The organism is Stenotrophomonas sp. NRRL B-14846 (assembly GCF_050473585.1).
GTDB lineage: Bacteria > Pseudomonadota > Gammaproteobacteria > Xanthomonadales > Xanthomonadaceae > Stenotrophomonas.
The window spans coordinates 2012402-2031664 of record NZ_JBFLUN010000022.1 but is presented as its reverse complement, the minus strand read 5'-3'; the positions used below and the strand labels follow the sequence as shown (position 1 = coordinate 2031664).

Below are 19263 nucleotides of genomic sequence, written 5' to 3'. Positions count from 1 at the left end.
TGCGGCTGTGTCGGTCGTGCCAGTACAGCGTGCGGACATTGCGCGAACCTGTAGTCGTCTGCGCTGGCCGCCTGTCGTTCAGCGCACCAGCGCCTCTACCGGGTCCAGCTGCGCCGCACGGCGCGCCGGCAGGAAACCAAAGCCGATGCCGATCAGGCTGCTGCAGGCGAACGCGGCCAGGATCGAGGTTGTCGAGAACACCAGCGAGAAGCCGATGTCGGCCAGTGCCAGCACTGCCCCCAGCGCCAGCGCCACGCCGATGCCGAGCACGCCACCGAGCAGGCAGACCAGTACCGACTCGATCAGGAACTGCTGCAGGATGTCGCTGCGGCGCGCGCCGACGGCCATGCGCACGCCGATCTCGCGGGTGCGCTCGGTCACCGACACCAGCATGATGTTCATCACCCCGATGCCGCCCACCACCAGCGCGATGGCGGCAATGGAACTGATCATCAGCGTCAGGATGCGGGTGGTCTGCTCGATCGACGTGCGGATCTGCGCGTTGTTGCTCATGTAGAAGTCGCGCCGCCCATGCCGGCGCTCCAGCAGCCGGTCGATGGCGGCCTCCGCGGCCTGCATGCCCACGGTGTCGGACACCCGCACGGTGATGCTGGACACATGGCTCTGCCCCAGCATGCGCGCCATGGCGGTGGTGTAGGGCACCCAGACCTGCAGCAGCGAGGCATCGCCCACGGCGCCGGCTTCCTTCTTCACCACGCCCACCACCCGCACCGGGACATTGCCCAGCAGCAGGGTCTGGCCGATCGGGTCTTCCTGCGCGGCGAAGAACCGTGCACGCGTGTTGGCATCGATCACCACCACCTGCTGGTAGCCAGCGACGGCGGGCTGGCCAAAGAAGCGGCCTTGCCCAAGCTTCAGGCCGTGCACGCGGAAGTACTGCTCACTCACGCCCTGCATCTGCACGTTGGCCGAGCGGTTGCCACGCTGGGCGGTGCCGCTGCTGGCGACGCCGGGCGTGGCGCTGTCCACGAACGGTTGTCCGGCCAGCGCCGCGCTGTCGCCGGGCGTCAAGGTCTCGACCTGTGCAGCGTGCACATCGCCGAAGCCGGAGCCCGGATAGACCTCGATGGTGGTGGTGCCCAGCGAAGCGATGTTGGACAGGATGGCCTGGCGTGCGCCAGTGCCCAGGGCGACCACCGACACCACCGAGGCAATGCCGATGATGATGCCGAGCATGGTCAGGAAGGTGCGCATGCGGTGCGCGTTCATCGCGCGCAGGGCCATGCGGAAGGCTTCGCCGAAGCGATCACGCATGGCCTGCCAGCCGGTGCCTTCGCTGCGTGCCTGCAGGGTGGCCGCGATGCTGCGGGCGACGCCTGTGGCGGCAGCGGTGGGGCGATCGTCGACGATGCGCCCATCGCGGATCTCGATGATGCGCTGCGCGTGTTCGGCCACGGCCATGTCATGGGTGACCAGCACCACCGTATGGCCTTCGGCGTGCAGTTCGCCCAGGATCTTCATCACCTCCTTGCCGGACTGGGTGTCCAACGCACCGGTGGGTTCATCGGCGAAGATCACCGCACCGCCGTTCATCAGCGCGCGCGCGATCGACACGCGCTGCTGTTGCCCGCCGGACAGCTCGCCGGGCAGATGCAGCATGCGTTCGCCCAGGCCCAATCGCTGAAGCAGGGCCTGGGCGCGGGCATGGCGTTCGGCGCTGGGTTGGCCGGCGTAGATGGCCGGCACTTCCACGTTGCCCAGCGCGGTCAGGTCGGTCAGCAGGTGGTAGCGCTGGAAGATGAAGCCGAAGTGCTCGCGGCGCAGCTCGGCCAGCTCGTCCGGCGACATCTGCGCGGTCTCGCGACCGGCGATCTGATACGCGCCGGACGAGGGCCGGTCCAGGCAGCCGAGGATGTTCATCAGGGTGGACTTGCCCGAGCCGGACTGGCCGACGATGGCCACCAGCTCACCGGCGCGGATATCCAGGTCGATGCCATCGAGCACGACCAGGGTCTGTTCGCCCGCTGCGAATTCGCGACGGATGCCGCGCACACGCAGCAGCGGCGTGTCCTTCTCTGTGTCCATCATGGCTGTGCGGCGGCTGCGGCGGCTGCGGCGACAGCGTCGCCGGTCTGGGCCAGTACCACCTGCTCGCCTTCCTGCAGGCCACTGCGTACCTCCACGTTGATCTGGTCGTCCAGCCCGGTGGTGATGCGTCGCGGGGCAGGGTGGCCATCCGCGCCGCGCACCTGCACGCTGTAGCTGCCGTCGGCGGCACGCGCACCCAGCGCGGCCGAGGGAATGGTCAGCACGCCCCTGGCACGCCCCAGCACGATGCGTACCTGCGCGGTCATGTAGCTGCGCAGGCGGCCATCGGCGTTGTCCACGTCGAACTGGCCGTTGTAGTACATGGCCGTACGGCTGGCGCCCGCCGAAGCGCTGGCGGACGCGAAGCCGGAGGTGTCTTCGTTGGTGATCGACTCCGGTGCCGGTGCGATGTCGCGCAGCGTGCTGCTGTAACGTCGGTCACTGTCACCCAGGATGGTGAAGAACGCCTCCTGTCCCAGTGCGGTGTGGACCACGTCGGCCTCGGAGATCTCAGCGTAGACGGTCATCACGTCCTGGTTGCCGAGCATCACGATGGTCGGTGCGCTCTGTACCGCGTTGACGGTCTGGCCTTGGCGCGCGACCACCGCCAGCACGGTGCCGTCGGTGGGCGCGGTGATGCGGGTGTAGCCCAGGTTGGTCTGCGCCACATCCACATCGGTCTGCCGCTGCACCACCTCGCCATCGAGCGCGGCGATCTGTTCACGGGTGGCATCGACCTTGGCCTTGGCCGCATCGTAGTCTGCGCGCGCGACCAGTTGCCTTGAAACCAGTGCCTGCTGGCGTTGCAGGGTCAGCTGGTACTGGCGCAGGTCGGTGGCCAGCGCGTCGCGGTTGGCGCGCGCGGTGCGCTGTGCCGCCTGCGCACTCAACAACGCGTTGCGCTGGGTGCGCGAATCGATATCGGCAATTGGATCGCCCGCCTTTACCTTGTCCCCCAACTTCACATGCAGGGTTTCGATGCGGCCGGAGACCTGCGCGCCCACGCTTACCAACCGCGAGGGTTTCAGTGTTCCGGTGGCTTCCACGACCTGTTCGATGTTGCCGCGGGTGACCGGTGCCAACTGCAGTTGCGGTGGCGGTGCGGGTCGGAGCCACGCGAAGAGCGCCAACAGGGTGAAGAGGACTGCAGTAGCAATGATCAGCACGCGGCGGCGGTGGCGCGGTGCGGTGCTCATCGGCACAGCATCCAGGAAAGACAGGGCATCGTGAGTCCTCGCGACAGATGGGATTGCACGCCGGCAGGGCAGGCGTGGATGGCCGTCGAGTCTCAGTGCGCCAGATTGCGTGAACCTTGCGGAGGTGCGGGCGTGTCAGTAGGCGGCGCCCTGCGTGAGCAGTGCCATCGCGATGAACTGGAGCATGCTGCCGAGCGCCAGCAGCACGTGGCGGAGGCGTTGCGTTGCCGTGGGCAGAGTCGAAAGCTGGCACAACGCGCCGACCAGCAGCACGGCGCAGACCGCAACCGGCAGCGTTGCGGTGGCGGCGATGATCGCGATGATCATCAACGTGGCAGCAAGCATCACGGCGGCTGCATGCGTATCCAGGGTCCGCAGCAGCGGGGGAACGGGGCGCGGTGCAGCCCCCCGCCACACTGCCAGCATGTGCAGTGCGGCATGCACGGCGACGAACACCACCACGGCGGTGGCCGTTGCGTGCGCGTGCCGATACGCGGAAGCCACCAGCGCAAGGCCTGGGAGCAGCAGGAACAGCGCGGCGAACAGGCGGATCAGCACGCTTGCCCGCTCGCGTTCGGGAATCATCCGCAGCCAGTGCGGCCAGTGTTCCAGCCCACGCGCGCGGCCTGCGTGCGCGCGGCAGTTCCACGCTGCGGCGGTCAGGCTGGGCGCATTCCGAGGAGGCTGGGTGGGTGTGGAAGAGGGCGTTGGCGAAGCTCCCTGTGTCACATGCAGGCTTCCTGTCAGATCCGGACGCAGCACCTTCAGCGGTGCTGCTCACCTGGATGCTGGGCAGCGAACATTGCCGCAACCTTGCGCATCAATCGCGATCGCTGTGCGTGGACAGCCGGGAGTCATCCACGTGGAAGGGAGGCGCTCAGTTCGCCGGCACTGACGTGCTGGTGACGCCGGGATGCAGGGGGAACTCGACGCGGATCAGGGCGCCGCCACCCGGCGCATCCAGAATCGTGACGTGGCCGCCGTGGCGGTCGATCACCTGCCGCACCAGGTTCAAGCCCAATCCGGCGCCGGTCTGCCGGGGGCGCAGGCGCTGGAAGGGTTCGAACACGCGTTCGCGCTGGTCGACCGGAATGCCGGGGCCATCGTCTTCCACCTCAAGGCAGCTGCCCTGCACGCGCACGATGATGTGGCGTCCACCGTGCTCGGCAGCATTCAGCACCAGGTTGGAGAGCACCCGTTCGATGGCGCCGGACTCGCCCAGCACCGGGAAGTTCGGTTCCACCGCCACGGCGACCGTCTTGTCGGACTGGATCAGCAGGGGGGCCAGATCGGCGACGACCCGCTTGGCCACGCGGGCCAGGTTGAGGGAGTCCTTGGGTCCATCTGCTTCCATGCGGTGCAGGTCCAGCAGCTGCTCGGCCAGCGTTGCCAGCCGAGCGACTTCCACGGCCAGGCTGCGCGAGGTGGAATCGTCGGTGGCATCGATCTTCACCCGCAGGATGGCGATGGGCGTACGCAGCTCGTGGGCGGCGGCGGCAATGAAGCGGCGCTGCCGTTCGTGCCCTTCGTCCAGGCGGTCCAGCGCTTCGTTCACCGCGGTCACCAGGGGGGCGATCTCTACCGGTACGGCGGTCTCTGTCAGGCGGATGCCGCGACGGCTGGCAGAGATGTTGCGGGCTTCCTGCGCGATGCGTTCCACGCCGGCCAGGGCGCGGCGCACGATGATCGGGGTCAGGATGATGGTGGCCAGGCCCAGCAGCAGGAAGATCGGCAGGGTGATGATGTGCGCGGCCAGCGCCATCTGCCAGGTCAGCGAATCGGTTTCGCCATGCGCCATGATCGTCAGCTTGCCGGCCGGGCCGCTGTGCTGGCGTATCACCACGGCCAGGCCATCGTTGCGGCCGCGTCCGCGCAGGTCGCCATAGGGAATCCCGTCGAGGGCGCCGACCAGCGATGCGTAGGCGGGCGGAACGTGGCCGAACGTCACGTGGTGACCCTGCTCATCTTCGGCGATGAACCACGCGTCGGGGACGATCTTCAGCAGCTCGGCCAGCTCCGGCGTGTGTTGTACATACAGTTCGCCCTTGCTGTCGCGGTGAACGGCCTCTGCCGCCACCGGGGCGAAGGTCTGGATGGTGTAGTAGCCGCCGCTGTCGACACGCACCAGCACCATCAGCAATGCGAAGAACGCCACCAGCAGTGCGAGCAGCTGGTAGATAAGCGTTTTGACGATCAGCGGGCGCTTCAGTGAGGGACGACGCGCCATTACTTCGTTTCCCGCATCAGATAGCCGACACCCCGGATGGCATGGATTTCCACCCCCGCATCGGCGTCGGCCAGCTTGCGCCGCAGGCGTGAGACATGCGAGTCCAGCGTATTGGAATGGATGCCGTCGTCGAAGCCGTACACCGCCATTTCAATGGACTCGCGCAGCACGGTGCGGCCCAGCCGGCGCGCGAGGGCGGCCAACACGCGGATCTCGCGGCGCGGAAGCTCCAGCCGCTGTCCACCCACGCTGGCCTCGCCCGAGGTGGGGTCGAACAGCAGCCGGCCGATGCTCACCGGCTCCACCTGCATGCCACCCGGCCGGCGCCCGGCTGCACGGATCCGCGCGAACAGTTCCTCCAACGCGAAGGGCTTGGCCAGGTAGTCGTCGGCGCCCTCATCCAGGCCGGCGATGCGGTCCGGCAACTGTCCCAATGCGCTGAGCACGATGATCGGGACCCCCGGATTGCGCCCGCGAAGCACGGGAATCAGGCCCAGCCCGTCACCATCGGGCAGGGTGCGGTCCAGCAGCACCAGATCGTGCGACCCGGAGAGGGCAGCCTCGCGGGCCTGGGCCAGGGTGCTGGCCACGTCCACCACGTAGCGCTCGCGCTGCAGGGCAGACTTCAAGGTGGCGGCCAGTTCGGCTTCGTCTTCGATCAGCAGGATGTGCATCGGCGGGAATCGGGCGGGAAGGGGGCACAGGGGGCGTCTGCACGCGCCGGCACCGTATTACAGGAACATTGCGTGAACATGGCGTGCCTTCGGGGCCTGCCGGTGACGCCGCAACACCGCTGCGGCGCGGGCCGCCTGGCGCAAGGTTCGCGCAATCCGGGCACTCCAGCCTTGGCGCCCTCTTGCCGATCCCCAATCCCTGGAGTACCCATGAAGTTGTTCGTTCCGTTGTTGTTCGTGGCCGCGCTGAGTGGCTGCACCACCGCCAGGATGACCGTCACCCCCGATGGACGCCGTGGCGTTTCCATCGACTGCAGCGGCTCCAGCTCCTGGAGTGGCTGCTACGAGAAGGCCGGGCAGATGTGCCCAAGCGGCTATGTGGTCTTCAGCAAGGATGGCGACGACGGCAATGCCATCGCCGTGGGGAACAAGGACGGGTTCACCTCCACCCAGATGGCCACCCGCTCGATGCTGGTGTCCTGCTCGCACTGATGACCTGGGCAGGGGAGGTGGGTTGCCACCTCCCCCTCGATATCCAATACAACGATGCCCCTCGAAAGGGGCATTGTTGGGGGTTACGGCGCTGTCTTCGCTTGTCGCGGATCGGCAATGATGCGTGAGGGCGATCCATACAGCACCAGGACCCGCATGCCGGTGGTGAACACCGGATCGGGGCCCTGCACAACTGTCATCAGGTTGCCGTTCTCCGTCTGCACAACATATTCCAGGCCCTTGGCCTGCGAGAGTGCGCGTTCGGAGGCTGCACCGGCAATAGCTCCGACCACGAGGCCGCCAATGGCACCGATGGCCGCCGCCTGGTCGCTGCCGCCGATGGTGGAGCCGGCCACACCGCCAGCCGCAGCGCCGGCAACGGCACCACCGCCCTGTGAGCCGTCAATACTGACCGCACGGACGCTGATGACCGTACCGCCGACAGTTCGATTGACCTGTCCCACTGAACCGATGGAATAACTGTCCGTACGCACATTTGGCGCGCAGGCCGTCAGCATCGCAGCAACGGATGCAGCCACCAGCAGGCGCTTCATGGCGCTTCCTGCTTGTTCGGGAACATCGGCTTGGTAATGTCCACGGTTTCCAGCGCCTGCAGGAACTGGGCGATGTTGTTCTGTGCCGAGCGGCTGATCGACTCGCGGGCACGGATTACGCCTGCAAAGGCATAGTTGAACGGAACTTCGCCGGATGCGCTGACATCCTGGGTGTAGACGATGCTGCCGGTTGCACGATCGATCAGCTCGTAGCGGGCGATCGTCTTGGTGGTCATCGATGCACCGAAGCTGGGAATGTCGATCGCCAGGATCTTCACCGACAGGCTCAACTTCACCGGTGCGTCGTCGCGGAACACCGCCATCTTATTGAGCGCTTCGGTCAGCGCGTTCTGCCACATCTGCGGCACTTCGTGCTGGGCCTGCGCGGGAATCTTGCCCTTGGCTTCATCCGGACGTGCCAGCGTGACCGTCAGCGACTTCAGTTCGCCATCAATCTTCTTGCTGCTGACCCCGACGTTCGGGACCGAGAAATTGAGCGGCGGATTGGTGGTACAACCCGCCAGCGACACGGCGATGATCGCCGCGAACAGGAACTTCTTCATCCATTTTCCCCTGTGACTACGTTGAAACATCCATGGTGAATCGTGTGTTCGTCGGCAACGTCGATGCTGCACCGCAGCGGTCGCATGAAGGCGCGGCTGACTGCGCGCAAGGATACCTGAATTGGGGTGGTCTACCGTCCGGGCAGGCGACGTAGGTGGCTTCGCTCAGAAGTTGTACGCCGCCTGCACATACACCCGCCGCGGCTCGCCCGGGAAATGCCCGTTGCGTTCGATGAAGCCGCTGGCCGCATACACCTTGTCGAACAGGTTCTTGACGTTGGCCTGGAACTGCCACTGCTTCCACGTGGTCTTCCAGCTCATGTCGAACACCGTGTAGGCCTTCACCGCCTGCCCATCCAGGCTGACACGCTCGCCCACATGGTCGGCGCCGAAGCCGATGGCCGAGTTGATCGATGGCAGGTCGTAGCGCGTCCACAGGCCGAGCTTGTTGCGTGGCGCATTTGCGAAGCGGTCGCCGGAGGCATTGGTGATGCCGTTCGGTCCGGCATCCTTCACCCGTGCGTCGTTGTAGGCGTATGTCAGGTTCACCACCCAGCGTTCGGTGACGTCGGCCAGCAGGTCCAGTTCCATGCCCGTACTGCGTACAAGGCCCAGCGCGGCCAGCTGGTTCACGCCATTCCGTACTTCACCGGTGGCCTGCACGATGTTGCTGCGGTCGATGCGGTAGGCCGCCATGTTCAAGGTGACGCGGTCTGCGAGCAGGGACTTCAGCCCGACTTCCCACTGCCTGCTGCGCTCGGCGTCGAACGGCCCGCCGGCCGCGGGGTTCTGGTTGGCGGCACTCTGCGGCACGAAGCCGCTGGCGACGTTGGCATACAGGTTCAGGCCGTCCCGCACGGTAAAGGTGGTGCCCAGGCGCCAGCTGAGATCGTTGCCGTCCACGCTGCTGCCACCCATGCGGTCCTCATCCTTGAAGCCGTCCCAGCGCAGTCCGGCCAGCACGTGCCAGCGCGTGCCCAGGGCCAGCTCATCCTGCAGATAGCCGCCGTAGCGCTTGCTGCGGGTGGAGGTGCTGCGCCAGGGCAGCGTCGCCAGGTTGTAGTCGTTCCAAGTGCTTGCGCCATAGACCGGGTTGAACAGATCGATGCCGCGTACCGGGCCGGCGCCGCGTGCCAGGTCGGCGCTGTTGGCGGTCTGCGCGGTGAAGTCGGCGTCGAGCTGATACACGTCGGCACCGAACAGCACCTTGTGTTCGATACGGCCGGTGTTGATCCGCCATACGGCATTGCCGCTGGCGGTGAAGGCCTCGTTGTCACGGATCTGGTTGCGCAGCTGGCGCGTCATCCATTCGGCCACGCCGTCGCGGTCACGATCAATCAGCCCCATCGGCTCGTGGTACATCTGGTGCTCGTTGTTGCTGAACCAGCGCGCGGCAAGGTCCACGTCCAGGTTGTCGCGCGGTGCGAAGCGGTACTGCGCCAGTGCCACCCTGGCGCGCATGTCGAGGAAGTCACTGGCCTCGTTGTGGTTCCAGCGGCGGTCGGTCAGGAAGCTGCCGTCGTCGTTCACCGGCACGCCGCGCAGGCGGTTGCCGCCCAGGTTCTGGGTGATGTCGGTGAACTGCAGCACCAGCTCGCCGGTCTGGCCAACGTCGAAGGCCAGCGATGCATCGCCGATCACGCTTTCGCTGTCGGCATTCCAGCGCAGGCCCTGCTCGCCGTCGGCATACAGGCCGGCGCGATAGCGAATGCTGCCGGTGGCATTCAAGGGGCCTGTGCCTTCGATCGATCCGGCGCGGAAGTCCTTGTCGCCCACCTGGAACTCGATGCGGCGTTCGGCGGTGGCCTTGGGTTTACGCGTCACGTAGTTGATGACACCGCCGGCATCACCACCGCCATACAGCGCACCGGCTGGCCCCTTCAGCACTTCCACGCGTTCGATGTTGAACAGCTGCGGCACCGAGAAGCCTGCATAGGGATCACCGCGCAGACCGTCGTAGAGCACGTTCTCCTGGCGGAAACCGCGCAGGGTGACGCCGGCATAGCTGAAGAAGCTGATGCCGCTGATGCTGCGGTACAGATCGGTGACCTGGCGCGCAGCCTGGTCGTCGATCAGCTCGCGCGGCACGACCTGGATCGACTGCGGTACCAGTTCCAGCGGGGTATCGGTGCGGGTGCCGACGGCCGCATCGTTGGCGCGGTACAAGGTCTGTGCGCGGCCCCGGACTTCGACCTTGTCCAGATCCTTCGGGGCGTCAGCGGGGAGCTCGGAAGACAGTGCAGGCGGAGCCAGGGAAAGGGACAGCGCCAGGCAGAGCGCGGGCTTCAGAGGGGGAGGAAGGGGCATGAGCGGTCAGGGTTGGCTGCAAATGAGAAAGATTACCATTTGCAATACTTCGTGACCTATCCCCCGAATGCGCTATGGACGCAGGCCCGGGTCGGTATAGGGGGTTCCCGCCAAAGCCACCAGCACACCGGTGCCACCCCGCACGATCAGCTGCAGCATGGCCTCGCGTGGATCCTCGCCCTGCCGCTGGCTGGCCAGCCCTTTCTCATAGGCGGCCACCATCGACGCCAGCAGCATGGCTGCGCCCAGGCGTGCCTCCGCGTCGTGCGCCGGCCGGCCGACGGCGTCTGCCATCAGCTGCGCCAGGTCGTCGGCCAGTTGCGCCTGCAGCCGTCGTGCGTGCGCCACCAGCACCGGGCTGTCGGCCACCGTTGACCAGAAGGCCGCCGCGCCGGCATTGATCCGCAGCAGGGGATGGCCGCTGCCGAGCAGCTCCCGCACCAGCGATTGAAACGCGGCCAGCGGGGCCATGCCGCGGCGCGCCGTCATGCCCTCGCGGAGCAGGGTGCGGGCCTCCTCATCGCGATCGAACACCAGGTCTTCCTTGCTGGCGAAGTAATTGAAGACCGTCTTGCGCGAGACCCCGGCCGCATCGGCGATCTCGGACATGGACACCGATTCGAAGCCACGACGGATGATCAGCTCGGTGGCGACGTCCGAAATGGTCTGTCGGGTCTCGGTCTTGCGCTGCTCGCGGCGGCCCGGCGGCGGGGTCATGGGTGGTTCACTTGTGGAAACGTACACCGAGTGTAACATTGGTGCCGCCAGAGTGCCGACCCGGTGCTCACAGGGAATCCTCATGCTGTACGACGTCGTCATTGCCGGGGCCGGCCCGGTAGGTCTGTTCCTGTCCTGCGAGCTGGCCCAGGCCGGCTGTTCGGTCATGGTGCTGGAGCAGGCAGCATCCCCTGAGACTCCGTTGAAGCGCCTGCCCTTTGGCCTGCGCGGCTTGAACGCACCCACCCTGGAGGCACTGGATCGACGCGGCCTGCTGGACGCGGTGGCCGCGCTCCAGGTGCTGAAGCCGGACAAGGGCGCACCGCCGCCGGGCACTGCCCATTGGCTGGCGCAACCGCGACCGTTGGGCGGTCACTTCGCCGGCATTCCTTTCGCCCTGGACTACGTGGACAGTGCACGCTGGCGCCACCGCCTGCCGACGCCGGTGCCCACCCAGATGGCGGTGGAACTGCAGGCGCTGGAAGCCGTGTTGGTCGAGCGTGCGATCGCACTGGGTGTGCGCATCGAGCGCGGCTGTGCGGTACAGGCGGTCCACCCCGGTGAAACGGAGGTGGCCGTCGAGACCGCGGGAGCAACGGTTCGAGGACGCTGGCTGGTGGGCTGCGACGGCGGCCGCAGCACCGTGCGCAAGCAGTGCGGTTTCAGCTTCGTCGGCACTGCCCCTGAATTCACCGGGCACTCGTTGTTGGTCGAGCTGGACGATCCGACGATGCTGACGCCAGGTCGGCAATACACCGATCAAGGCATGTGCAATTTCAATCCACCGGGCGTGGTGGCACTGGCCGACTTCGACGGTGGCGCGGGCCATCGCACGGCACTCGACCAGGAGGCCGCACAGGCGCTGTTGCGGCGCGTCTCTGGTCGCGACGTAGCGATCACTTCGCTGCAGCTGTCGAGCACCTGGACCGATGGTGCGCGCCAGGCGGAGACCTATCGCATCGGCCGCGTGCTGCTGGCCGGTGATGCGGCGCATGTGCACTCGCCGCTGGGCGGCCAGGGACTCAATCTTGGCATCGGCGATGCGATGAATCTTGGCTGGAAACTGGCGGCGGTGGTGCACGGTACCGCCGATGATGGACTGCTTGACAGCTACACGGCCGAGCGGCACCCGATCGGTGCGAAAGTGCTGGACTGGTCGCGTGCGCAGGTTGCGTTGATGCGGCCGGGCGCCGGCTCGCGCGCATTGGCGGCGGTGATCGCCGACCTGGCCGAAACGCCCGACGGCGCCACGTATCTGGCCGAGCGGGTCTGGGGCGTTGTGCAGCATGTGGACCTGGGCGGTGTCCATCCACTGGTCGGGCGCAGCACGCCCGAGGTCCGGCTGGCCGATGGTCGTCGCGTGGGTGAAGCACTGCGGACGGGGCAGGGCGTGTTGCTGCAGTTCGGCCCGGCCGCTTCCTCGGGTGCCGTCACCGAAGGTTGGCGACGGTGCGTTGCCAGCGTAATGGCGGCCGAAGACAATCCGTTGGGCCTGGCTGCAATGCTGGTGCGCCCGGATGGCATCGTTGCCTGGGCCTGCAATGCCGGTGACACCGAGGCTGGGTTGCGTGAGGCCCTGCAGCGATGGTTCGGTCCGGCGGCCGCGGCTTGACCCGTGTGACAGCGGCGCAGCCGACGCTGGCTGCGCCGATCCCGCTTACAGATCCTTCTTCTTGCCGCTCAGGTCGATCGGCTTGTCACTGCCCTTGCGCTCGCTCGACCACACTTCCATGCCTTTGTTGCAGCGGCTCTCGCGGGCAGCGACCTCACGCGGCAGATCCTTCAGCTGGGGCGACTCCTGGCAGGCCTGGTGCATGTTGCTGTCGTCATAGGTGGCGCAGGCGCTGAGCGACGCCAGGGCGATGGCAATGAGGGTGGCGCGGAGCGGGAGCTGCAGGTTCATGGGGTGGTCTCGGGTGATGCCGGGATGGCCATGGAATTCAAATCCGCGACACCGGGCACGCACAATCGGACCAACTGCACTTGTTATTTTGTAACATTTGCGCGATAGTCCGGCCCCTGCCAGATCAGGCGATGCAGATCATCAGTACCGTGCACAGCACCAGCATCAGCACGAACACGCGTCGGCTCAGTGCCAGGCAGGCCAGATAGGCTGCGAGCGCCCACGCCGCCAGCAGCGCGCAGGCTGCCATCCATAGCCCGATGCCCATCATCGAACCGGCTGCCAACGCAGACAATGCGATGGCCTTGAACAACGCCACGCCCAACACGCTGCCCAGCATGCCGGCCTGCAGGGCGATGGCATCATGGCGGGCAGGTGCGTGGTGTTGGTGCATTGCGGGTCCGGTGCGGGCCGAGAGCGCGGCGTCGGCTGCACTGTGCCGAAATGCACATCCACGAAATGTGTTCATCGCGCGCGAAGACCGCGATGAAGCCCGTTCAGTCGAACTCACCCTCGGCCGATTCCAGACGCTGCCGGTACGCCGCGCGATGCTGGTACAGGCGCTGGCATTCGGCCGACCTGTGGATGCGGCTGCCGGGTTCGTTGGCCACCGAGTCGCACATCCGCGCGATGTGGTTGTTTTCCGCCAGTTCGGTGACGAAGAACACGGCGGTGATGCCGGTGCCAAGCAGCACGACATACAGCAGGCGGCTGAGCCAGCGCGACAGCTTCCGCTCGAAGTGCTGCTGGATGGTCAGGTCGAAGCGGATGATGCTGAGCACGATCCAGACGATGGCGACCAGGAAGCAGAGCGTGGGCAGCAGGCCGCGCCAGATTCCTGCCTCGTATACCGACTCGCTGTAGTGGACCGCGGCCCCGGCACCTGCGATGGCGATGGCCAGCGCCCAGTTGCGGCCCAGCGAGAGCAGGTCATCGAGCAGCTTTTCGCGGTTCCTGGTTGGTCCTGCTGCCACGAGGGTTCCTTCTGCCTGTTGCGACCAGCGACGGGCTGCCGCCGATCATGCAGATGGTGGAGCATCGCTTCAGCGATGAGAAGCCTGCCCGCTCAGTATCCGCCTGCGCGTGCACCGATCCAGCGCCGGTAGCGGCGGGTCCGGCATTTTCCGGCGGCCTGTGCCAACAGCAGCGCCCACACCGGTGAGACACCCGGCGCGGTGGGGCGGCGCTGGCTCAACCGCCCCAGCTGGTACTTCACCGCTGCCATGTGTGCGCTGGCGGCCAACGGCTTGCTGCGCCAGTCGATGGTGCGCAGTGTCGGCACCGGATCGCGTCCCTGCTGCCAGTGTTGCGGCAGATCCGGCTCGATCGCCAGCGCGGTGGCGATGCCGACCATGGACACACCGCTGTCCCGTACCTGCTCGGCCACGGCGCGATGGCGGATACCGCCGGTGACCATCAGCGGCATCGTCGCCACCGTAGCGATCTCACGCGCGAACTCCAGGAAGTAGGCCTCGCGGGCCAGGCTGCGTTCGTCACGTGCGGCACCGGTCATGGCCGGTGCTTCGTAGCTTCCACCGGACAGCTCGACCAGGTCCACGCCGAGGGGCGCCAGCATTTCCACCACTTCGCGCGCATCCTCGGGCGAGAAGCCGCCGCGCTGGAAGTCGGCGGAGTTGAGCTTCACGGCCACCGCAAACGTGGGTGACACGGTCGCGCGCACTCCCTGCACGATCTCCAGCAGCAGGCGCGCACGGTTGTGCAGGCTGCCACCCCAGCGGTCGTCGCGGCGGTTCGACAGTGGCGACAGGAACTGGCTGAGCAGGTAGCCGTGCGCGGCATGGATCTCCACGCCACTGAAGCCGGCGCGCTCGGCCAGTTCGGCGCTGCGGATGAAGCGGGCGATCACCTCTTCGATGTCCGCCTCGGTCATCGCCCGCGGCGGTGCGAACTGCCTGGACAGCGCGCCCATCTCCAGGGCGACGGCTGACGGCGCGAGTGTGGGTTGGCCGAGTGCGGCCGGCATCTGCCGCCCGGGATGGTTGATCTGCATCCACATCTGCGCGCCCCGCGAGCGTACCGTTTCGGCCCAGGCGATGAAGCGGTCAAGGTGGCGATCATCTTCCAGCACCACGCCGCCGGGACCGGTCATGGCGCGGCCATCGACCATCACGTTGCCGGTGATGACCAGCCCTGCGCCGCCGTCTGCCCAACGCTGGTACAGCTGCAGCAGCGCAGCGGAAGGCGCGTGGTCGGCGTCGGCCATGTTTTCCTCCATCGCCGCCTTGGCGATGCGGTTGCGGATGACGGCACCGGAGGGCAGTGCCAGGGGCGAGAACAGCGACATCGGACAGCTCCAGGACAGGGGAATGGCGCTACGCTAACCTTCAAGTTTGATTGAAGGTCAACGGGTTCCCATGTCGAGGATTCAGGCAGATGAAGATCGGTGAGCTGGCCCGCCTCACGGGCCTCGCGGCGTCGCGCATCCGCTTCTATGAAGACGCGGGGCTGCTGGTGGTGCAGCGCCAGGCCAATGGTTACCGCGACTACCCGGAACAGGCGGTGCTGCTGCTGGAGCTGATCACGGGCGCGCAGCGTGCAGGCTTCAGCCTGGAAGAGATCCGCGCCCTGCTGCCGCCGGATATGGGCCAGTGGCAGCACGATGCGTTGATCACGATGCTGCAGCAGAAGGTGGCCGACATCGAGGCGTTGCAGCGGCGGTTGGCAGAGAGCCGGGCGCACCTGCTGGCCCTGATCGAGGACATCCAGGCGCGACCGGACGGCATCGACTGTGCAGCTAATTCGCGGCGGGTGCTGGACCGCGTGAAGCGCGGCGAGCTGGCGCGGCCGACCCTGGCGGCCGGCGATACGGCGTTGCTGCGACCGGATCGTCGCCGCCGCACGGGCAGCGACTGACGATCCGGCGCGGTGTTCAGTGGCTGCCGGCGACGGCGGTCTTGCGCTTCTTGTCCAGCATCACCGCCACGCACCACAGCAGCAGGCCGCCGATCGCGGTAGCCGCACCGACATAGCCGGTGCTGGCCGGGCTGAAGCCGGCGCTGATCGCCATGCCGCCCAGCCACGGGCCGAGTGCATTGGCGGTATTGAACGCGGCGTGGTTGGAGGCCGCTGCCAGCGTCTGCGCTTCACCGGCCACGTCCATCAGGCGGGTCTGCAGCACCGCCGCCAGCGCGCCCATGGTGCCGACGGTGATGATCATCGGGCCGATGGTCCACACCGACTGCGCGGCCAGCGGGTACAGCAGCAACATCACGATCGACCATAGCAGCACCACGGCGGCGGCCTTGAAGTGGAACTTGTCCACCAGCCAGCCACCGGCGATGTTGCCGATGATCGCGCCGATGCCGAACACGCCCACCGCCAGCGGCATCCACGATTCGGCCACGCCGGTGACCTGCACCAGGGTGGGTGCCAGGTAGGTGAACACACAGAACATGCCGGCGAAACCGACCGCACCGATCGCCAGCGCCAGCCACACCTGGGTGGTGTTGAAGGCGCGCAGCTCGCGCATCGGCGAGGTACGCACTTCATCCGGGTCCGGCAGCAGGAAGCGCGCGATCATCGCCACGGTGGCGATGGCCAGCACGCTGACCAGGGCAAAGGCGGTGCGCCAGCTCAGCTGCTGGCCCAGCCAGGTGGTCAGCGGGTTGCCGACCAGGATCGCGATCGACAGGCCCAGCAGCACGCGCGACATCGCCTGGCCGCGCTGGCCGGCGGGACTGATCGCCGCGGCCACCAGCATCGCCACGCCGAAGTAGGCGCCATGCGGCAGGCCGGCAACGAAGCGTGCCACCAGCATCGTGCCGTAGTTCGGCGCCAGCGCGCTGGCCAGGTTGCCAATGGCATAGAAGCCCATCAGCGCCAGCAGCAGCTTGCGGCGTGGGAAGCTGGCGCCGACGAAGGCGAGGATCGGGGCGCCGACCACCACGCCGATGGCGTAGGCGCTGATCAGATGGCCGACCTGGGTTTCGGAGATCGACAGGCCACGGCTGATCTCCAGCATCAGGCCCATGCTGGCGAACTCGCTGGTACCGATGGCGAAGCCGCCCAGCGACAGGGCGAGGATGATCAGGGTGCGCTGACGGGGCGTCAGCCGCGCAGCCAGGGAAGAGTTGGGGCTCATGCGGGGGCGCGATGGGGGCGGGGAGCCAGACATTGTACTGCTGCACCGCAGCAGGAGCAGCCGCGCTGGGGGTAAATCAGTGTTTGATCGGTGGTAATGCCGCGTCCGCTGCGGGAGGGGCCGCCGATCCGTGCAGCCGGTGTGCATGTGCAGATGACATGCCAGCGGGCATGATGGCGGTGCAGGGGACTGTGGCGTTGCTCAAACAAGGAGGCGGATCGATGCAGGAGTTCAAGCACGTGCTGGAGTCGCGCGGGCGCTATCAGCTGGTAGCGGTGTCCTACGCGCCGGTGTACGCTCCGGGCGATGTGGTCGGCCATGCGGTCGTCGCCGACGATGGGGATCGTCTGACCGACCTGATATCACTGGCCGAAGCGCGCCAACGCTTGTTGCAACTGGTGCGTGAGGAGGGCGAGGAGCCCGGGCTGGAGAACGAGAACCACCTGCGGAAGAAGGCGTCGCGCTGGCGCCACCGCTAGGCCGTCGCGCCGCGTGCGCATCATGGAGGATTCGGGTGTTGCCCAGTAAGAAGTATCTGCTCATCGCCATCATCACGCTGGCGACCCTGCTGCTTGGTTTCGTGTTTTCCGGTTACCTGACCCTGCTGTTCCTGGGGCTGGACACCCAGCTGTTCACCTGGAACACCTACTACCAGTACGTCCACGCCATCGGCCAACCGCAGGTTGCGCCCTTCGTGGGCAAGATCAAATGGGCCGGCTACGTGGGCTTCGGCCTGCCCCTGCTGGTGCTGCTGGTGACCGGCCTGGTGCTGCTGCTGAAGAAGGACAAGCGCTCGCTGCACGGCGACGCGCGCTTCGCCACCGGTGCCGACCTGGCCAAGCACGGCATGTTCAAGAAGACCGGCCAGAGCATCGTGGTCGGCAGCCATGGCGGCAAGCTGGTGCGCCTGGACGGCCAGCAGTTCGTGATCCTGGCCGCGCCGACCCGCTCGGGCAAGGGCGTGGGCGTGGTCATCCCGAACCTGCTGGAGTACGGCGAATCGCTGGTGGTGCTGGACATCAAGCAGGAGAACTTCGACCTGACCAGCGGCTGGCGCGCCAGCCAGGGCCAGGAGATCTACCTGTTCAATCCCTTCGCCGAGGATCGGCGCACGCACCGCTGGAACCCGCTCAGCTACGTCTCCGACGATCCGGCCTTCCGCGTCTCGGACCTGATGAGCATCGCTGCGATGCTGTATCCGGACGGGGCCGAGGACCAGAAATTCTGGGTCAGCCAGGCACGCAACGCGTTCATGGCCTTCACCCTGTACCTGTTCGAGAACTGGGACGACGAGCGCAGCAGCGGTTTCCCGGGCGGCTCGGGCACGCCCACGCTGGGCGCGGTGTACCGGTTGTCCTCCGGTGACGGCACCGAACTGAAGAAGTACCTCAAGACCCTGTCGGAGCGGCCATTCCTCAGTGCCAACGCCCGTTCGGCGTTCGCCAACATGCTGTCGCAGGCCGATGAGACCTTCGCTTCGATCCTGGGCACCTTCAAGGAGCCGCTGAACCCCTGGATCAATCCGGTGCTGGACAAGGCCACCAGCTGCAACGACTTCCTGCTGACCGATGTCCGCAAGAAGAAGATGACCATCTACATCGGCATCCAGCCGAACAAGCTGGCCGAGAGCCGGCTGATCATCAACCTGTTCTTCAGCCAGCTGATCAACCTCAACACCAAGGAACTGCCCAAGTCCAACCCGGACCTGAAGTACCAGTGCCTGCTGTTGATGGACGAATTCACCTCGATCGGCAAAGTGGAGATCATCGCCTCGGCGGTCTCCTACATGGCCGGCTACAACATCCGCCTGCTGCCGATCATCCAGAGCATGTCCCAGCTTGATGCCACCTACGGCCGGGAAGTCTCGCGCACGATCATCACCAACCACGCGCTGCAGATCCTGTACGCGCCGCGCGAACAGCAGGATGCCAACGACTACTCGGACATGCTGGGCTACACCACGGTGCGCAAGAAGAACGTCACCCATGCCCGCGAGAAGACCCACAACTTCACCGAGGAACGGCGCGCGCTGATGCTGCCGCAGGAGCTGAAGGCGATGGGGCCGGACATGGAGGTGTTCCTGTACGAGGGCATACCCCATCCGGTGAAGTGCGACAAGATCCGGTACTACAAGGACCGGTACTTCACTTCGAGACTGCTGCCGAAGGTGGACGTTCCGATGCTCAAGGTCTGAATTCACAGATGTAAAAATGTGAACTGCGTTCGCATTCAGTTACGTGAATTGGTGAGCTTCGTCAAAAAAATAGCACGGAGAGATAGATTTTCAGGTTTTCCTGACATGGAATTGACGCGTGGTTGTGCGACCCTATGTTTGAGGTCCGGAAATATGTGCCGGGTGTCAAAGTTTCAGCAGTAGGGTGGCCAGGAGTTTGTGCCATGGAAACAAGGATGGTTTCGACGTTGGTAAGGGTGTGCAGGTGCGTGGCGGCTGAAGTCCGTCGCTCGGCCTGCAACCTGG

At 66.3% G+C, this 19263-nt stretch carries 19 protein-coding genes; 5 read left to right on the top strand and 14 right to left on the bottom strand.

Annotated elements, in window-relative coordinates; translation table 11 throughout:
- Positions 1-78: 78 nt before the first annotated feature.
- The 5 genes from AB1281_RS11615 to AB1281_RS11595 form a co-directional block, all read right to left on the bottom strand.
- A complete protein-coding gene (locus tag AB1281_RS11615; RefSeq protein WP_430345982.1) occupies positions 79-2049 on the bottom strand; it encodes a MacB family efflux pump subunit in 1971 nt (656 codons plus the stop codon).
- Positions 2046-3245 (bottom strand): efflux RND transporter periplasmic adaptor subunit, encoded by a 1200-nt coding sequence (locus tag AB1281_RS11610; RefSeq protein WP_430345981.1) that lies wholly within the window; start codon positions 3243-3245, stop codon positions 2046-2048. Before AB1281_RS11610 ends, AB1281_RS11615 begins: the two co-directional genes overlap by 4 nt.
- A 135-nt stretch (positions 3246-3380) precedes the next feature.
- Positions 3381-3830 (bottom strand): hypothetical protein, encoded by a 450-nt coding sequence (locus AB1281_RS11605; protein ID WP_430345980.1) that lies wholly within the window; start codon positions 3828-3830, stop codon positions 3381-3383.
- 292 nt (positions 3831-4122) lie between these two features.
- On the bottom strand, positions 4123-5472 hold the full coding sequence (locus tag AB1281_RS11600; protein WP_430345979.1) for a sensor histidine kinase: 1350 nt from the start codon (positions 5470-5472) through the stop codon (positions 4123-4125).
- A complete protein-coding gene (locus AB1281_RS11595; protein WP_430345978.1) occupies positions 5472-6146 on the bottom strand; it encodes a response regulator transcription factor in 675 nt (224 codons plus the stop codon). Before AB1281_RS11595 ends, AB1281_RS11600 begins: the two co-directional genes overlap by 1 nt.
- 210 nt (positions 6147-6356) lie before the next feature.
- On the opposite strand from AB1281_RS11595, the gene AB1281_RS11590 reads away from it, so the two are divergent.
- Complete coding sequence (locus AB1281_RS11590) at positions 6357-6638, top strand: hypothetical protein (RefSeq protein ID WP_430345977.1); 282 nt, start codon at positions 6357-6359, stop codon at positions 6636-6638.
- 83 nt (positions 6639-6721) lie between these two features.
- On the opposite strand, the gene AB1281_RS11585 is transcribed toward AB1281_RS11590, so the two are convergent.
- The 4 genes from AB1281_RS11585 to AB1281_RS11570 all read right to left on the bottom strand — a co-directional run bounded on the left by AB1281_RS11585 (position 6722) and on the right by AB1281_RS11570 (position 10779).
- Positions 6722-7192 carry a hypothetical protein gene (locus tag AB1281_RS11585; protein ID WP_430345976.1) on the bottom strand — a complete coding sequence of 157 codons (471 nt, stop codon included), beginning with the start codon at positions 7190-7192 and terminating at the stop codon, positions 6722-6724.
- A complete protein-coding gene (locus AB1281_RS11580; RefSeq protein WP_032957416.1) occupies positions 7189-7755 on the bottom strand; it encodes a UDP-N-acetylglucosamine acyltransferase in 567 nt (188 codons plus the stop codon). The genes AB1281_RS11585 and AB1281_RS11580 overlap by 4 nt, the downstream gene beginning before the upstream one ends.
- Positions 7756-7920: 165 nt before the next feature.
- Positions 7921-10062, bottom strand: coding sequence for a TonB-dependent siderophore receptor (locus tag AB1281_RS11575; protein ID WP_430345975.1), 2142 nt, complete (start codon positions 10060-10062; stop codon positions 7921-7923).
- A 72-nt stretch (positions 10063-10134) separates the two neighbouring features.
- Positions 10135-10779, bottom strand: coding sequence for a TetR/AcrR family transcriptional regulator (locus tag AB1281_RS11570; RefSeq protein WP_430345974.1), 645 nt, complete (start codon positions 10777-10779; stop codon positions 10135-10137).
- Between the two features lie 82 nt (positions 10780-10861).
- Here AB1281_RS11570 and AB1281_RS11565 point away from each other — a divergent pair, with 82 nt between their 5' ends.
- Positions 10862-12391 (top strand): FAD-dependent monooxygenase, encoded by a 1530-nt coding sequence (locus AB1281_RS11565; protein ID WP_430345973.1) that lies wholly within the window; start codon positions 10862-10864, stop codon positions 12389-12391.
- Between the two features lie 45 nt (positions 12392-12436).
- Here AB1281_RS11565 and AB1281_RS11560 read toward each other — a convergent pair whose 3' ends face one another.
- From AB1281_RS11560 to AB1281_RS11545, 4 genes are all read right to left on the bottom strand, one after another.
- Positions 12437-12682: a hypothetical protein gene (locus AB1281_RS11560; RefSeq protein WP_014037662.1), complete on the bottom strand. Its 246-nt coding sequence runs from the start codon at positions 12680-12682 to the stop codon at positions 12437-12439.
- Between the two features lie 124 nt (positions 12683-12806).
- On the bottom strand, positions 12807-13076 hold the full coding sequence (locus AB1281_RS11555) for a hypothetical protein (RefSeq protein WP_430345972.1): 270 nt from the start codon (positions 13074-13076) through the stop codon (positions 12807-12809).
- A 103-nt stretch (positions 13077-13179) separates the two neighbouring features.
- Complete coding sequence (locus AB1281_RS11550) at positions 13180-13656, bottom strand: hypothetical protein (RefSeq protein WP_014037660.1); 477 nt, start codon at positions 13654-13656, stop codon at positions 13180-13182.
- 92 nt (positions 13657-13748) lie between these two features.
- Positions 13749-14987 carry an NADH:flavin oxidoreductase/NADH oxidase family protein gene (locus AB1281_RS11545; RefSeq protein WP_430345971.1) on the bottom strand — a complete coding sequence of 413 codons (1239 nt, stop codon included), beginning with the start codon at positions 14985-14987 and terminating at the stop codon, positions 13749-13751.
- An 89-nt stretch (positions 14988-15076) separates the two neighbouring features.
- Here AB1281_RS11545 and AB1281_RS11540 point away from each other — a divergent pair, with 89 nt between their 5' ends.
- Positions 15077-15556, top strand: a complete 480-nt coding sequence (locus tag AB1281_RS11540; protein ID WP_075677563.1) for a MerR family transcriptional regulator — start codon at positions 15077-15079, stop codon at positions 15554-15556.
- Between the two features lie 16 nt (positions 15557-15572).
- On the opposite strand, the gene AB1281_RS11535 is transcribed toward AB1281_RS11540, so the two are convergent.
- The gene (locus tag AB1281_RS11535; RefSeq protein WP_075677565.1) at positions 15573-16784 is read right to left on the bottom strand and encodes an MFS transporter; all 1212 of its coding nucleotides are present in this window, start codon (positions 16782-16784) and stop codon (positions 15573-15575) included.
- 221 nt (positions 16785-17005) lie between these two features.
- On the opposite strand from AB1281_RS11535, the gene AB1281_RS11530 reads away from it, so the two are divergent.
- Both AB1281_RS11530 and AB1281_RS11525 read left to right on the top strand, forming a co-directional pair.
- A complete protein-coding gene (locus tag AB1281_RS11530) occupies positions 17006-17263 on the top strand; it encodes a hypothetical protein (RefSeq protein WP_014037656.1) in 258 nt (85 codons plus the stop codon).
- A gap of 35 nt (positions 17264-17298) precedes the next feature.
- A complete protein-coding gene (locus AB1281_RS11525) occupies positions 17299-18978 on the top strand; it encodes a type IV secretory system conjugative DNA transfer family protein (RefSeq protein ID WP_430345970.1) in 1680 nt (559 codons plus the stop codon).
- The last annotated feature ends 285 nt before the right edge of the window (positions 18979-19263 follow it).

Coding starts and splice junctions, on each gene's coding strand:
- AB1281_RS11560 (WP_014037662.1), bottom strand. CDS start 12,682: ATGAACCTGCAGCTCCCGCTCCGCGCCACCCTCATTGCCATCGCCCTG.
- AB1281_RS11540 (WP_075677563.1), top strand. CDS start 15,077: ATGAAGATCGGTGAGCTGGCCCGCCTCACGGGCCTCGCGGCGTCGCGC.
- AB1281_RS11555 (WP_430345972.1), bottom strand. CDS start 13,076: ATGCACCAACACCACGCACCTGCCCGCCATGATGCCATCGCCCTGCAG.
- AB1281_RS11615 (WP_430345982.1), bottom strand. CDS start 2,049: ATGATGGACACAGAGAAGGACACGCCGCTGCTGCGTGTGCGCGGCATC.
- AB1281_RS11605 (WP_430345980.1), bottom strand. CDS start 3,830: ATGATTCCCGAACGCGAGCGGGCAAGCGTGCTGATCCGCCTGTTCGCC.
- AB1281_RS11530 (WP_014037656.1), top strand. CDS start 17,006: ATGCAGGAGTTCAAGCACGTGCTGGAGTCGCGCGGGCGCTATCAGCTG.
- AB1281_RS11545 (WP_430345971.1), bottom strand. CDS start 14,987: ATGTCGCTGTTCTCGCCCCTGGCACTGCCCTCCGGTGCCGTCATCCGC.
- AB1281_RS11570 (WP_430345974.1), bottom strand. CDS start 10,779: ATGACCCCGCCGCCGGGCCGCCGCGAGCAGCGCAAGACCGAGACCCGA.
- AB1281_RS11575 (WP_430345975.1), bottom strand. CDS start 10,062: ATGCCCCTTCCTCCCCCTCTGAAGCCCGCGCTCTGCCTGGCGCTGTCC.
- AB1281_RS11535 (WP_075677565.1), bottom strand. CDS start 16,784: ATGAGCCCCAACTCTTCCCTGGCTGCGCGGCTGACGCCCCGTCAGCGC.
- AB1281_RS11565 (WP_430345973.1), top strand. CDS start 10,862: ATGCTGTACGACGTCGTCATTGCCGGGGCCGGCCCGGTAGGTCTGTTC.
- AB1281_RS11595 (WP_430345978.1), bottom strand. CDS start 6,146: ATGCACATCCTGCTGATCGAAGACGAAGCCGAACTGGCCGCCACCTTG.
- AB1281_RS11580 (WP_032957416.1), bottom strand. CDS start 7,755: ATGAAGAAGTTCCTGTTCGCGGCGATCATCGCCGTGTCGCTGGCGGGT.
- AB1281_RS11585 (WP_430345976.1), bottom strand. CDS start 7,192: ATGAAGCGCCTGCTGGTGGCTGCATCCGTTGCTGCGATGCTGACGGCC.
- AB1281_RS11610 (WP_430345981.1), bottom strand. CDS start 3,245: ATGAGCACCGCACCGCGCCACCGCCGCCGCGTGCTGATCATTGCTACT.
- AB1281_RS11590 (WP_430345977.1), top strand. CDS start 6,357: ATGAAGTTGTTCGTTCCGTTGTTGTTCGTGGCCGCGCTGAGTGGCTGC.
- AB1281_RS11600 (WP_430345979.1), bottom strand. CDS start 5,472: ATGGCGCGTCGTCCCTCACTGAAGCGCCCGCTGATCGTCAAAACGCTT.